The organism is Shewanella fidelis ATCC BAA-318 (genome assembly GCF_000518605.1).
In the GTDB taxonomy this organism is placed as follows: domain Bacteria; phylum Pseudomonadota; class Gammaproteobacteria; order Enterobacterales; family Shewanellaceae; genus Shewanella; species Shewanella fidelis.
Genome location: NZ_JADX01000004.1, coordinates 502129 through 516164, shown reverse-complemented (window position 1 = coordinate 516164; position 14036 = coordinate 502129). Strand labels below are relative to the sequence as shown.

Sequence of the window (14036 nt, the reverse complement as noted above, 5' to 3'; positions counted from 1 at the left end):
CTGAGGTCTGATAAGCTAAAACGGACAAACGAGATATAATCCGTTGCAATGCTGAAATATTACGCTATTGCTCTTTCTTACAAGACCAAAGCAAAGTAGGATAAGCCTCGCTACATAAAGATTTTATTTAATACTGTCGCTTTTAAAGCAAGGTTGCTAAGCAAAGGTTGTTCGGCAGTATTTAAACCAATCTTTACCTGTTTATTTCATCACTTAGAACAAAATATACGGGCACAGTTTTTTATGTGGCGCGATAATACCCTAAGACGGATAAGGAAACCAATTTGAGCCTAACAGTAGTTACAATAGTCATGATCTTGAGCGCATATTTAGCAGGCTCAATTTCCAGTGCTGTTCTGGTATGTAAACTACGAGGCCTTCCTGATCCGCGCACTCAAGGCTCAGGTAACCCTGGTGCAACCAATGTGCTGCGTATTGGTGGAGCAAGCTCCGCTGCACTCGTGCTGTTTTTTGATATGCTAAAGGGCGCAGCACCTGCTTATTTAGCATTCAGACTTGGCGTTGATCCTATTGCATTAGGCGTTATTGCGATAGCAGCCTGTCTCGGGCACATTTTTCCAATCTTTTTCAACTTTAAAGGTGGTAAAGGCGTTGCAACCGCTTTTGGGGCTATGGCACCAATTGGTCATGATCTTGCGCTATGCCTAATGGGCTCATGGGTACTGTTAGTGTTAATCACTCGCTACTCCTCTTTTGCCGCTATTTGCACTGCACTACTTGCACCTGTTTATACCTGGTGGCTAGATGATAGATTCACCATCCCAGTTGCTATGCTTTCAACGCTAATCGTTATCCGTCATAAAGATAATATTCAGCGATTGCTAAAAGGTGAGGAGTCAAAAGTCTCACGTAAGAAGCGCACAAAAGCACCATAATCACTCGTTATTTAAAAACATTAACTGATCAGGCTGTCTCACACCAAGTTTCCTGATAAGCCTTAATTAGCAACCTTTAATTATTACGATTGCCTTTTAAAAATCCCAGTCTATAATCGCGCCGATTTTGACTGGGTAGCCCAAGCGTTACCTTTCTGACACTACTCTCGAATACAGCGCTCATCTTTTTTGAGCCTGCCAGTAAAGTTATCGTGTTATCTTGTTTCGAGTACACCTTTCTATGGTTCCACAATTAAGTGAAGCTGTGATGGATACCATTGCTGATGCATTGGTTGAAACCGGCTACATTGTTCTGTCTGACACTCTGCCTACATCTGTTTGTGAGCAATTATTACAAACCTCAAAGAATGCAACATGGGATGACTTTCGTCCTGCCGCTATTGGTCGTGGCGGTGAGCAGCAGTTAGTCGATAGCATTCGCAGTGATCAAATTCGTTGGTTATCAGAGCAGCGCTCTGCAGACAAACAATATTTAGATCTAATGACTCAATTACGTGAAGGGATAAATAAGCGCCTATATATGGGGCTATTTGATTTTGAGAGTCACTACGCTATTTACGAGCCCGGTGCATTCTATCAAAAGCACTCAGATGTACTACAAGGTTCGCGAAATCGAATTCTAACCTCAGTACTATTTCTCAATCATGACTGGCGAGCAGAGCATGCAGGAGAGCTAGTTGTTTATGATGAACAAGACAACAAACTTGAGACCATTAGCCCAGAGTTTGGTAAATGGGTGGTGTTTTTGAGTGAGCGTTTCCCCCACGAAGTATTACCTACGACCGTTAATCGTTACAGCATCGCAGGCTGGTTTCGGGTTAGTAACGCTAATCACGGCTTTTAATACAAAAGCGGCGCTCAATGAGCGCCGCTATGGGTATTTTTCATCTTAATCTACGGGTTCTAGCGTATCTAAAGGCCATCTTGGTTGGCCTTTAACAGCTAAATCTTCAATTTGGCCGGCTTTTAAACGCTGTAGACCTGCATAAGCGATCATGGCTCCGTTATCGGTACAGAACTCGCCACGAGGATAGTAAACTTTGCCGCCTAACTTCTGCATCATGTCACTTAGTGATGCACGTAATCGTGTATTAGCGCTTACACCACCGGCTATAACTAAGTTTTTATAACCTGTTTGCTTTAAAGCACGCTGACACTTAATGGCTAAGGTATCGACAACCGCTTCTTCAAAAGCACAGGCAATATTAGCACGAGTTTGTTCATCATCTGGTTCGGCAGCAATTGTGTTTGCCGTGAATGTTTTTAAACCAGAGAAGCTCATGTTTAAACCCGGTTTGTCAGTCATCGGACGTGGGAACTTATAACTATTCGGTACACCTTTGGCAGCGAGTTTTGATAACCTTGGGCCACCTGGGTAATCTAGTCCCATCAATTTTGCTGTTTTATCAAATGCTTCACCGGCAGCATCATCAACCGACTCACCAAGAACCGTGTAACGACCAATGCCTTCAACGCCGACAATCATTGAGTGTCCGCCAGAAACAAGTAAAGCTAAAAATGGAAATTCAGGGACATCATCTTCAAGCATTGGTGCAAGTAAGTGGCCTTCCATATGATGCACACCAATGGCAGGCTTATCCCAAGAGAATGCTAATGCACGACCAACACAAGCGCCCACAAGCAACGCCCCGATAAGCCCTGGACCTTTGGTATAAGCGATACCATCTAAGTCATCAATTGTCATGCCTGCATCATTCAATGCTTGACGAATTAAAGGCACAATTTTACGAACATGGTCACGAGATGCCAATTCAGGTACAACCCCACCGTAATCCGCATGCAATTTAACCTGACTATATAGAGTATGTGATAACAAGCCCTTTTCATCGTCATAAACCGCAATACCTGTTTCATCACAGGATGTTTCTATACCTAAAACCCGCATTTTCTCTCGTCTTCAGTTGACATAATTAGCGCTAATTCTACCTGCTGTGCTTTAATTACTCCATAGTCCCGATACACATCGCACGTAATATCTCCAATTATGACTCATTCTGATCGCAATAGGGGGTTTACAAGAGATACGAAGTCGGTATAGAATTTCGCACCATTTTTAAATTATCTGAGTCAAGTAATTGTCTCACACAACCTACACCTAAGGGGTGATGGCGTATGCCAATTATTAAAGTACGTGAAAACGAACCATTCGACGTAGCTCTACGTCGTTTCAAGCGCTCTTGTGAAAAAGCTGGTATTTTAGCCGACGTTCGCGCTCGTGAATTCTACGAGAAGCCAACTACTGCACGTAAGCGTGCTAAAGCCGCTGCAGTTAAGCGTCTAGCTAAGAAGCTTTCTCGCGAAAACGCACGTCGCGTACGTTTATACTAATCTCATTATGAGCCTAGTTGATCAGCTAAAAGACCAAATGAAAGAAGCCATGCGCGCCAAAGAAAAGGTGCGCTTGGGGACAATTCGTATGGCACTAGCCGCCGTTAAACAGGTTGAAGTGGATACCCGCGAAACCCTGACTGACGAGCAAGCTATAGCGGTCTTAACCAAAATGGTAAAACAGCGTCGTGACTCTATTGCTCAATATGAAGCAGCAGGTCGTGATGAGCTAGCACAAACTGAAGCCGAAGAAATTCTAGTTTTAGAGCATTTTCTGCCGAAGGCACTTTCTGAAGAAGAAATTGTTGCGCTAGTTGATGCAAGCATCCTAGAGATGGGCGCATCCACCATGGCGGATATGGGTAAAGTAATGGGAGCTTTAAAGCCAAAGGTAATGGGTAGAGCTGACATGGCGGCAATTGGCGCTATGATCCGTGCTAAACTCAAATAACTTTAGTTTTATCGCATGAATAAGCCGTGCTCCTGCGCGGCTTGTTTGTTTTCAAGATTTACAAATTTACATACTTGAAGTTTCTAATTTCAGGTTACTTTTGATCTCACGTAACCAAGGCGGCATTGAACAACACTAATGGCGATACCACGTGATTTTATTAATGAGCTAGTCGCTCGCACTGATATTGTCGACTTGATCGACCATAGAGTGCCCCTAAAGAAGGCGGGTAAAAACCACTCTGCCTGTTGTCCTTTTCATAGCGAAAAATCACCCTCTTTTACCGTTAGCAGAGATAAACAGTTTTATCATTGCTTTGGTTGCGGCGCACACGGCAACGTCATTGACTTTGTTATGGAATATGACCGCCTCGATTTTGTCGATGCGATAGAAGAGCTCGCCGGACAACTAGGGCTAGAAGTACCAAGAGAACAAGGTACAGGTAAACCGCGCGATCAAGAGTTAAGCCGCGATTTATATCAGCTCATGGAAGAAGCCAGTCTCTTTTTCCAAAGTCAATTAAGACAACATACTGATAAACAAAAAGTCCTTGATTACTTAGCACATCGAGGTCTTTCAAAAGAAGTGGTTGAGCACTTCAATATTGGTTTTGCCCCCGATGGCTGGGATGGCTTACTAAGCCGCTATCGTCAAAACCAAGACTCACAAGATAAATTACTTACTGCAGGTATGGTCATTGAAAATGACAGCGGTAAGCGTTACGACCGATTTCGTGACCGTCTTATGTTTCCAATCCGCGATAGACGCGGACGAGTCATTGGATTTGGCGGCCGAGTTTTAGGAGAAGGTACACCAAAGTACTTGAATTCTCCAGAAACGCCCATATTTCATAAGGGTAATGAGCTTTACGGTCTTTACGAATTAAAACAACGTCATCGCGATCCACACAGAGTACTGATTGTGGAAGGCTATATGGATGTTGTGGCACTAGCGCAATTTGATGTAGATTATGCGGTCGCCTCTCTTGGCACTTCAACGACAGCTGATCAATTTCAGTTATTACTGCGTAGTGCCAAAGAAGTTATCTGCTGTTATGACGGTGACAATGCCGGCAAAGAAGCCGCTTGGCGGGCACTAGAAACAGCGCTACCACTACTAAAGCCTGGTAATCAGGTACGATTTATGTTTTTACCTGAAGGTGAAGATCCAGATACTTTAGTTAGACAAATTGGTAAGCAAGAATTTGAAAGCCGTATCGATAACGCCATGGCGTTACCAGAGTTTTTATTTGAAAACTTAGCAAAGACGTACGGCAACGAAGACAAAAGTGTGTTGGCACAACATGCCATCAAACTAATTGAAAAAGTGCAGGATACTGTTTTACAGAGCCTGTTACTCGAAGATTTAGCTCACAAGCTAAGAATGAACGGTGCTGATGAACTTAAGCGAAAATTTAACTTTTCGACTAAGTCGGCCGATAAACCTAATCAGCACAAAGCGCTAAAGGGTCGTGGTACACCATTGCGATTAGCCATCGCATTACTTGCACAACACCCGCACTTAGGTGAGAAACTGCCTGAGCAACCAGCGCTAAAACATATACAGATGGCCGGCATTGATTTGCTGACCCTTGTATTAGATTTAACTCGTGGACAAGTGATAAGCAGCGCACAACTACTTGAACAGTTTAGAGGCGATAACCAATTCAGCACTCTAAAAAAACTGACCCAATGGGATCACCAAGTGGCGGATGAAAACTTGCTTCAAAAGTTAAAAGAAACACTCGTGTGGTTAAACAACCAGTATCTTGAACAACGCTATCAAGAGCTGAGTATGAAAAAGAACCTCACGAAAGAAGAGCGGTTACAGCTTAGTAAGCTCATTTCAGTGATTAAAAACAAGGCTTAGTTAATATTTCAGCCTCAAAAGTAAACACTTGGACTAGCACAGATAAGCGCCGAAGGCTATAATTGACGACTTGCGTGGCTGTTTTTTGCCCGTCGTTTTAACTGTTTCCCAACTTGGATGATATCTATGGATCATACTCCGCAGTCGCAACTAAAATTGTTGCTCGCCAAAGGTAAAGAGCAAGGTTACTTAACCTATGCAGAAGTGAACGATCACTTACCTGCAGACATGGTCGATTCAGACCAGATTGAAGATATTATCCAGATGATCAATGACATGGGTATTCGAGTCTATGAACAGGCTCCGGATGCTGATGAAATCATGATGTCTGAAGACAGCACCGATGATGATGCTGCAGAAGAAGCTGCTGCTGCACTTGCAACAGTAGAAGCTGAATTAGGTCGTACTACTGACCCTGTACGTATGTATATGCGTGAAATGGGTACTGTTGAACTTCTAACCCGCGAAGGCGAGATTGTTATTGCTAAGCGTATTGAAGAAGGCATCAACACTGTTCAAGCATCTGTTGCGGAATACCCGCAAGCAATTGCAATGATCCTTGAGCAATATGACCGTTACGAAGCTGAAGAAGTTAGACTATCTGACATTATTTCTGGGTTTGTTGATCCAAATGCAGAAGATGTCGCACCGACAGCGACTCACGTTGGTTCAGAGTTATCTGATGAAGATCTAGATGACGAAGACGATGACGACGATGATGACGATGACGAAGATGGTGTAGATGGTGACGAGGATGGTCCAAAAGGTCCTGATCCTGAAGAAGCCAAAGAAAAGTTCGCTATATTGCGCGCTGCCCACGAAAATGCGTTAAGAATTATTGCAGAAAAAGGTCGTGGTCACCCAGAGTCGACAGTAGCCCTATTTGAAATTGGCGAGATCTTCAAAGAGTTCCGTTTAATGCCTAAGCAGTTTGACCGCTTAGTTAAAAACATGCGCTCTATGATGGACAAAGTACGTGTTCAAGAACGTTTGATCATGAAACTTTGTGTTGAACAAGCCAAAATGCCGAAGAAAAACTTCGTCAAAGTATACACAAGCAATGAAAGCAGCATTGAATGGTTCAATGACGAGCTAGCATCAGGCAAGCCATATGTAGAAGGTCTACAGATGGTTGAGTACGATGTACAGCGTTGCCGTGCCAAACTAGACGCTATTGAGACTGAAACAGGTCTTGCAATTGGTGCAATTAAAGATATCAACCGTCGCATGTCAATCGGTGAAGCAAAAGCTCGCCGTGCGAAAAAAGAGATGGTTGAAGCTAACTTACGTCTAGTAATTTCTATCGCGAAAAAATACACCAACCGTGGTCTACAGTTCTTGGATCTGATCCAGGAAGGTAACATCGGTCTGATGAAAGCGGTAGATAAGTTTGAATACCGTCGTGGTTACAAGTTCTCGACCTACGCAACATGGTGGATCCGTCAAGCGATCACTCGCTCTATTGCAGACCAAGCAAGAACGATCCGTATTCCTGTGCACATGATTGAGACAATCAACAAGCTTAACCGTATCTCTCGTCAAATGCTGCAAGAGATGGGTCGTGAGCCTTCTCCAGAAGAGTTGGCAGAGCGTATGTTAATGCCTGAAGATAAGATCCGTAAGGTACTTAAGATTGCTAAAGAGCCAATCTCAATGGAAACACCAATTGGTGATGACGAAGATTCGCACTTAGGTGATTTTATTGAAGATACAACGCTTGAACTACCTCTTGATTCTGCGACAGGCGAAAGCTTGAAAAACGCAACTCATGAAGTTCTAGCCGGTCTTACAGCTCGTGAAGCTAAAGTACTGCGTATGCGTTTCGGTATCGACATGAACACAGACCACACGCTTGAAGAAGTGGGTAAGCAGTTTGACGTAACCCGTGAGCGTATTCGTCAGATTGAAGCTAAAGCGCTACGTAAGTTGCGCCACCCTTCTCGCTCAGAGATCTTAAAATCGTTCCTAGACGAATAGTCTAAACGTCCGATAATACTAAAAAGCTGCCTCTGGCAGCTTTTTTTATAGCTAAAATTACTCTGCAGGCTTGAGAGTTAACTACTTTGGAATAGCGGTCTAAGTCCAAAAGGTGCATCGACAAACTGAGTATCGAGCAAAATATCGAAATATTGATTAACAGATAGGCAGTTGCGCATTAATAAGTGCGTTTATAGCTAAATCTGTGGTGACAAGTGTAATTAAACCTCGTATACTTCTTTCCGCTTTCGATAGTGACGACTATCTTAAGTCGGCCCCTTAGCTCAGTTGGTTAGAGCACACGACTCATAATCGTTAGGTCCACGGTTCAAGTCCGTGAGGGGCCACCAAATTATGATAAGCCGCTTAGAGAAATCTAAGCGGCTTTTTCATATCTGAAACACTCATGGCTACGCCCCAAGATGTTTAGATTAATGCTCCCTCGTACATATACATCAAGCTTCAGCTGGCATTAATTTCTTTCTAAGTATCTTATACCAATCAATTTAAGACCTTGCTCAAACTAGACTGTTTTATGGCGAACTAATTTAGGGGAATAGCTGAAAAAGAACACGCCCTAGTGAGGCTATTTAACTCAGAAGTCGGCAAGCAAAAAGCATTCAAGGATAACAAAAAATGTTGCTACAGATTAGTATGATACCGCTCATAGAGTGCAGTTAGCCATTTATCATTTAGATTAAAATATAAATACAAATAGATTAACAAAGATCCCCCCCCATTGATTCAAAGTTGAGCAGTATTATTACCAATCGTCACCACCTATAATAATGATATAAAGTAACTCACCATAAACCAGCAGCATGACCGGAATTGTCACTGAGTATATATAGCCGGAAAGTAACAAAACAAATGCAATACTAAATGCCACAAATCTAGTGATGCCTAAGTTAAATAACTCGTACTCATTGGTACGCCTAAAAATTAATTTAAAGAACTCACTTCCAAATGCTAATGCAATAAACATATAAAGCACGACAAAGCCTACCCCAACGCCTAAAGCACATATTTCAGTTCTATGGACATAAGAAACGCTAAAACCTTTGTCTAAGATGACAAAGTCAAAAGCTAAGCAGTAAAGTAATAACAGAAAAAAAATCAATTGAACCTTTGCAAAACTGTACTTTTTCATAAGACTCCTTTTTATGAATCAACAGTATTCAGCGTGAGATATATGCCTTGCTTTGTTTCGCTCCGACATTCTTTAATTACAAACTTAAGCGCTCAAACTTTACTCTTAAGTCAGTGCAACAAAAATTTAATTCGCTCCCAAAATAAATAAAGCACAGCATACATAACGCTCTTACCTTGTTAGTTTTTAATAAAGTAGAAACCTCAACCTAAGTCAACGTCACATTAATTAAACTAAGCATATTTAATTTCAGTAAATTGAATATCAACATCATTAATAAGATTCATTCTGCCTTAACAAAGATTAACGCTATAAAACAGTTCTTTAGCTAATCACTCCGCGCTAATGATATTTAGATAAAGTTTTTTAATAACAAGCAGAGCAAACGGCCTATCGCAATTAATTATAGAAATAAAAAAGGCCTGCAAATCGTGCAGGCCTTAACTTAGATGGGCTATAAAACGTTTAACAGCGGTTCATTTATACGCTGTTAAGATAAACGCTTGCGTAAGTTTGTCGTAACCTCCCGCCGCTTTTAAACACTAATACCAATTAGTTGTCAGCTAAAACTAATCAATATCAATACTGCTATCTTTGTGGTCGTACATATCGGGCGTTGTATGTAAGTTCCCCGCAAAACCCGACTTTTCTAATTGTTTACGCACTGCTTTTACCTGAGCAGCAGTCACAGGCTCTTTTCTGTCACCTAAATAGTAACGCACAAAGCTGATAAGATTAGCCAACTCAGTGTCGGTTAACACATTTTGAAAACTCGTCATTGGCATAAAGTTGCGTTCTTCATCCAAATAGGTTGGTGAAAGCCCTCGAATGGTGACCGCAATAGTATTAAACGGATCACTATGCATAATAATGCCGTTATTCAGCAGTGTTGGTGCAATTGGATCTCGCCCTTTACCGTCTTCACCGTGGCAAACACCGCAAGTTTCGGTATAAAGATTGTAAGCATTAAAGCGTTTATCGATATAAGCTTCCTCTGTGAAACCCGTTGGATTTAACTGCTTGGTTTCAGGAGGAATCGTATTATGCTTATCACCAACCAATAAATAACGAGAAATGGTTTTAATATCTTCTCTTGTCATTAAGCTGGTACTATTTTTCACAACGTCAGCCATGCCGGCAAAAGCAGAACCTTTAGACGAATGGCCTGTATGTAAAAAATCTGTCAGAGACTCTATATCCCACCGGTCCTGATACAGTTCTTTGGCACTAATATCTGGTGCATTCCAACCATCAATTAGATTTCCTTGAAAGATCTTTTCAGGGATCAGCGCTTGAGCAATATTACGTGGTGTATGGCACTCACTACAATGACCAAGCCCCATCACCCAATATTTGCCGCGCTGCCACTCTTTCAGTTCTTCCTCGGTCAATTCAACATGTTCAGGCGCCTCGTAGGACAATGGTTCAGTGTCCATAAACACCAAATTCCACCCAAGTAAGCCAGTACGAATATTCGATGGGAAAATCATCTCATTTTTATCATTCTGCCTTGCTACTGCCGTGATCGATTGCAAGTAACTCCATAGGTCCTGAGTATCTTGCTCAGTAAGGTATTGATAAGAAGTGTAAGGCATTGCAGGATACAAATAGCCATGGCGTCCTTTGCCTTCAAATAGAGCAGCTTTGAAGTCCTCATAACTGTCAGCACCTATTCCCTCACTCACATGTGGAGTGATATTAGTCGAGTACACGGTGCCAAAGGGAGTTTTAAATGGCAGTCCACCAGCAAAGCGCTCCCCACCTTCAGAGCTGTGGCAAGCGACACAGTCACCAGCATTAATTAAGTACTCGCCTCGCTTAACCGACTCTGGGTCTAATGCCGCTAGCTTGGCGTCACTCATCAACCTTTGTTCGGTAATATAAGCACCTACAGCTAAGATCTCATTCTCGGTGAGCTGCTCATCGAAGCCCGGCATTAAGTTATTAAGCCCCGCTTCTATGGTGTGTTTTATCTCTTCGATACTACCGCCATGTAGCCAAATAGCATCATTCAATAACGGTGCACCAATTTGGCTATTGGCAATCGTGCCATCTCCATGACAACTAGCACAATGCTGCATGAATATGCCTTTACCAAGGTCAATTTTAACCTGAGGTGCGTTAAGGTTACGCCGCTGTAATGAAGCAATATAATAAGCCATTTTGGTAATTTGGTCGTCAGATAGCACACCTTTCCAACCAGGCATAGCGCCATGTCGACCTTTTTCTATCGAGTGTAATATCTCAGCTTCACTGCCACCATAGAGCCATTCGTTATCGATTAAGTTAGGGAAGTGTTTTTGTCCTTGAGCGTTACTGCGATGACAGGCGGCGCAATGGTTTTGAAACAGCGCTTCACCACTGGCGGTTATCACCTTATTACTGGCTAGAGTCATTAAGCTTTTGTCAGTCAATGGCGCCATCTCTATTTCTAGATCAGTCACAGGCGAGCTCAAGGCATCATCTTGTTGTTGCCAGCCCATCAAACCTTTCCAGTTACCTAACCCCGGATATAGCACTAAAAATACGGCAGAAATAGCAAAAGCGACTAAGTAAGATATGAACAAGATCCGCGGTGGAGGCGCATCGTTTTCATCAATACCATCAAAAGTATCTATGGTTCGATTTTCATCAGCGCTGTGATTATCGCGCCAGTATTTGACTATCACACCGGCCATAAAAGCAAGAAAAACAATGATAAAGCCAATAACCCAAATGTTCCAGAAAACAGTCATATTAACGCTCCTGATCGCCGGCAGTATCTTGGCCAAGGCTCTGTAAATATTGAACTAAAGCCTCCCCCTTCGTCATTCCTTTCACTGCTAAGCGTGCTTTATCTATTTCACTGTCAGTGTAAGGAACACCTAAGGTTTGTAGTGCACGCATTTTATCTTCGATGTCGTCACCGGATAACACTTGCTCAAATAACCATGGATAAGCAGGCATTAACGATGTCGGTACTACCTGCCTCGGGTTCATTAGATGGATCCGTTGCCATTGATCTGAGTACTTTCTGCCTAGGTTTGTTAAATCTGGACCTGTGCGCTTTGAGCCCCACAAATTAGGGTACTCATAAATATCGTCAGCTTCTTTGTTTGCTCTACCATCCCGTTTCACTTCAGGATCAATATTACGTACCATTTGAGTGTGGCAAACATGGCAACCTTCACTGATATAGACATCACGACCTGCAACCTGCACAGCGGTCAATGGTATCGCCATTGAGCGCAGACGGATCTCATCTGTACGTACAAGATTAGGCACAATAAGCACCACTATTGAAAAACTGGCAACTAGCACAGTTGCTACAATGAGGATCACCAAAGATTGGGTAAAGTCTTTACTTAGCATCTTGATTGACCTCCAACTTTACAGTCACTGTTTTGTATAGGTTAAACACCATCAGCAATAAACCTAATACATAGCAAGCACCACCAAAGAAACGAACAAACAACCATGGGGCCTTAAAATCCATCGCTTCGACAAAGCTATATGCAAGTGAGCCATTTTCTTGTTGTGCTAACCACATATAGCCCTCACCAATTCCAGCAACCCATAATGCAATCGCATAAAGTGCCACACCTAAATGAGCTAGCCAGAAATGCCACTTAAGCAACTTCTGCGACCAAAGGCCGTTTTGTCCCCAAAGCCGTGGAATAAAATAGTAAAATACGGCAATACCTGACATTCCTACCCACCCAAGCGCGGCAGAATGCACGTGACCAATAATCCATTCAGTATTATGAGCAAGCATGTTAAACCAGCGTATAGCTAAGAGCGGCCCCTCAAAGGTCGCCAAGCAGTAGTACAAAATAGCCGACATGAAAAACCACATAATGTAGTCAGTTTTTAATTTAGCCTTGTTTTGTAGCAGGGTCATGGCGCTATTAAATGCTCCCGCCCAAGACGGTAACCACAAAATAAGCGACATTACGATACCTATGTTTTGCACCCAAACCGGCACAGACGAGTAAACAAGGTGGTGAGTACCGGCCCACGTATAGAAACCGACCAACCCCCAAAAATGAATAATAGATAAACGGTAAGAATAGATTGGCCGTTCAGCGAGTTTCGGTATGAAGTAGTAGTTCATACCAATAATACCGGCAGTGAGTAAGAACCCTACGGCATTATGGCCCCACCACCACTGAACAATGGCATCTTGTGCCCCCGCAAAAACTGAATAAGACTTCATAAAATAAGCGGGTAGCGCCAAATTATTAAGAATAAAAATCAACGCAATAACAATGATAAACGCGCCAAAAAACCAGTTTGCAACAAATATGTGATGCACGGTTCGTTTAGCTATCGTGCCGAAGAACAGTACCGCGTACAGCACCCAAACAATGACAATCAGAATATCGATTGGCCATTCAAGTTCGGCGTATTCTTTACTGGTTGTGTAGCCTAGCGGCAACGTAATCAGAGCTAGGACCAATATTAACTGCCAACCCCAAAACACCATCCAAGCCAGACTATGGTTGAATAGCTTGGTTTTGCCAGTTCGCTGCACGATATACAGTGAGGTGCCCATTAAAATATTAACGACAAACCCATAAATGACACCAGATGTGTGCAAGGGACGCAATCGCCCAAATTGAATATACTCAGAATCAAAATTAAGCGCTGGCCAATAAAGCTGCGCAGCGAGTACCACGCCAATAAACATACCCGCAACAGCCCAAACTAACGCTGCAATAATAAAATAACGGACGACCTTAACATCATAGAGCTCGGTGCTTGCTTGCATGCTCTACTCCTCTTCTTTACTCGTGCCCAAAACTGAGTAGTAATAAGAGATATCCTTCATATCTTGTTCACTCAGTGCGTCAGCTTGTTGTTGCATCAAAATAGCTAAGCCGCTTATTCGCTGCCTAGCTTGATAGTCTTTTAAAGAAGAAATGAGGTAACCCATCTTTTGGCCACGAAGGTTTGGGTAGGGATCAACAGTGGAGATCCCATCCTCACCATGACAGGTCATACAGACTTTGGCTTTTTCTTTGCCAATTTTAAAACTCGGCTCATAGTCTGCGTGTGTCGCTAACGACCAAAATGTAACAAGCAGGAGTAACAGTAGTCGATTCATAAGTAGTCTCTTATATTCTTGTGCACCTTATTGAAACTAGTCTGTATTCTTTGAATTGCCAAAAAATGCACAATTATTGTTCAGATAATCACTACGTCTGCAGGTTTATTTAGGTTTAGTTTTTCTGATAGCCGTACCATCTGTTCTCAGAAACTTGATGCCATATTTATTAGGTACCCCTAAATAAAAAATTCAATAAAACTAAGATTAACAATAATTAAGGGAGGATTTTTTGTG

At 42.5% G+C, this 14036-nt stretch carries 12 protein-coding genes and 1 tRNA gene; 7 read left to right on the top strand and 6 right to left on the bottom strand.

The annotated features are described in order from the left end of the window. The first annotated feature begins 284 nt into the window (after positions 1 to 284). Together plsY and L884_RS0102220 are read left to right on the top strand one after the other, a co-directional pair. Positions 285 to 896 carry a glycerol-3-phosphate 1-O-acyltransferase PlsY gene (gene plsY / locus L884_RS0102225; RefSeq protein WP_028765959.1) on the top strand — a complete coding sequence of 204 codons (612 nt, stop codon included), beginning with the start codon at positions 285 to 287 and terminating at the stop codon, positions 894 to 896. A gap of 241 nt (positions 897 to 1137) precedes the next feature. Next, complete coding sequence (locus L884_RS0102220; protein WP_028765958.1) at positions 1138 to 1761, top strand: 2OG-Fe(II) oxygenase; 624 nt, start codon at positions 1138 to 1140, stop codon at positions 1759 to 1761. Between the two features lie 45 nt (positions 1762 to 1806). Here the strand turns inward: L884_RS0102220 and tsaD are convergent, their stop codons facing one another. Continuing rightward, positions 1807 to 2823 (bottom strand): tRNA (adenosine(37)-N6)-threonylcarbamoyltransferase complex transferase subunit TsaD, encoded by a 1017-nt coding sequence (tsaD, locus tag L884_RS0102215; protein ID WP_028765957.1) that lies wholly within the window; start codon positions 2821 to 2823, stop codon positions 1807 to 1809. A 227-nt stretch (positions 2824 to 3050) separates the two neighbouring features. Between tsaD and rpsU the strand changes: the two genes are divergently transcribed. The 5 genes from rpsU to L884_RS0102190 all read left to right on the top strand — a co-directional run bounded on the left by rpsU (position 3051) and on the right by L884_RS0102190 (position 7913). Then, positions 3051 to 3266 carry a 30S ribosomal protein S21 gene (rpsU, locus tag L884_RS0102210; RefSeq protein ID WP_006080725.1) on the top strand — a complete coding sequence of 72 codons (216 nt, stop codon included), beginning with the start codon at positions 3051 to 3053 and terminating at the stop codon, positions 3264 to 3266. Between the two features lie 7 nt (positions 3267 to 3273). Further along, a complete protein-coding gene (locus tag L884_RS0102205; RefSeq protein ID WP_028765956.1) occupies positions 3274 to 3717 on the top strand; it encodes a GatB/YqeY domain-containing protein in 444 nt (147 codons plus the stop codon). 138 nt (positions 3718 to 3855) lie between these two features. Further along, entirely contained in the window at positions 3856 to 5586 is a 1731-nt protein-coding gene (gene dnaG / locus L884_RS0102200) for a DNA primase (protein WP_028765955.1), read from the top strand. A gap of 126 nt (positions 5587 to 5712) precedes the next feature. Further along, the gene (gene rpoD, locus L884_RS0102195; protein WP_156925636.1) at positions 5713 to 7563 is read left to right on the top strand and encodes an RNA polymerase sigma factor RpoD; all 1851 of its coding nucleotides are present in this window, start codon (positions 5713 to 5715) and stop codon (positions 7561 to 7563) included. Between the two features lie 273 nt (positions 7564 to 7836). Then, positions 7837 to 7913: transfer RNA gene (locus L884_RS0102190), tRNA-Ile, on the top strand. A gap of 413 nt (positions 7914 to 8326) precedes the next feature. Here the strand turns inward: L884_RS0102190 and L884_RS0102185 are convergent. The 5 genes from L884_RS0102185 to L884_RS0102165 form a co-directional block, all read right to left on the bottom strand. Continuing rightward, the gene (locus L884_RS0102185) at positions 8327 to 8713 is read right to left on the bottom strand and encodes a hypothetical protein (RefSeq protein WP_028765953.1); all 387 of its coding nucleotides are present in this window, start codon (positions 8711 to 8713) and stop codon (positions 8327 to 8329) included. 569 nt (positions 8714 to 9282) lie between these two features. Then, positions 9283 to 11448 carry a c-type cytochrome gene (locus L884_RS0102180; RefSeq protein ID WP_028765952.1) on the bottom strand — a complete coding sequence of 722 codons (2166 nt, stop codon included), beginning with the start codon at positions 11446 to 11448 and terminating at the stop codon, positions 9283 to 9285. Position 11449: 1 nt separating this feature from the next. Continuing rightward, positions 11450 to 12064 (bottom strand): cbb3-type cytochrome c oxidase subunit II, encoded by a 615-nt coding sequence (locus L884_RS0102175; RefSeq protein WP_028765951.1) that lies wholly within the window; start codon positions 12062 to 12064, stop codon positions 11450 to 11452. After that, complete coding sequence (gene ccoN, locus L884_RS0102170; RefSeq protein ID WP_028765950.1) at positions 12054 to 13463, bottom strand: cytochrome-c oxidase, cbb3-type subunit I; 1410 nt, start codon at positions 13461 to 13463, stop codon at positions 12054 to 12056. Before ccoN ends, L884_RS0102175 begins: the two co-directional genes overlap by 11 nt. A gap of 3 nt (positions 13464 to 13466) precedes the next feature. Continuing rightward, complete coding sequence (locus L884_RS0102165; RefSeq protein WP_028765949.1) at positions 13467 to 13799, bottom strand: c-type cytochrome; 333 nt, start codon at positions 13797 to 13799, stop codon at positions 13467 to 13469. Positions 13800 to 14036 lie beyond the last annotated feature (237 nt).

Excerpts from the sequence above, each read along its gene's own strand:
- L884_RS0102220 (WP_028765958.1), top strand. The coding sequence starts at position 1,138 with ATGGTTCCACAATTAAGTGAAGCTGTGATGGATACCATTGCTGATGCA.
- tsaD (WP_028765957.1), bottom strand. The coding sequence starts at position 2,823 with ATGCGGGTTTTAGGTATAGAAACATCCTGTGATGAAACAGGTATTGCG.
- rpsU (WP_006080725.1), top strand. The coding sequence starts at position 3,051 with ATGCCAATTATTAAAGTACGTGAAAACGAACCATTCGACGTAGCTCTA.
- L884_RS0102205 (WP_028765956.1), top strand. The coding sequence starts at position 3,274 with ATGAGCCTAGTTGATCAGCTAAAAGACCAAATGAAAGAAGCCATGCGC.
- dnaG (WP_028765955.1), top strand. The coding sequence starts at position 3,856 with ATGGCGATACCACGTGATTTTATTAATGAGCTAGTCGCTCGCACTGAT.
- rpoD (WP_156925636.1), top strand. The coding sequence starts at position 5,713 with ATGGATCATACTCCGCAGTCGCAACTAAAATTGTTGCTCGCCAAAGGT.
- L884_RS0102185 (WP_028765953.1), bottom strand. The coding sequence starts at position 8,713 with ATGAAAAAGTACAGTTTTGCAAAGGTTCAATTGATTTTTTTTCTGTTA.
- L884_RS0102180 (WP_028765952.1), bottom strand. The coding sequence starts at position 11,448 with ATGACTGTTTTCTGGAACATTTGGGTTATTGGCTTTATCATTGTTTTT.
- L884_RS0102175 (WP_028765951.1), bottom strand. The coding sequence starts at position 12,064 with ATGCTAAGTAAAGACTTTACCCAATCTTTGGTGATCCTCATTGTAGCA.
- ccoN (WP_028765950.1), bottom strand. The coding sequence starts at position 13,463 with ATGCAAGCAAGCACCGAGCTCTATGATGTTAAGGTCGTCCGTTATTTT.
- L884_RS0102165 (WP_028765949.1), bottom strand. The coding sequence starts at position 13,799 with ATGAATCGACTACTGTTACTCCTGCTTGTTACATTTTGGTCGTTAGCG.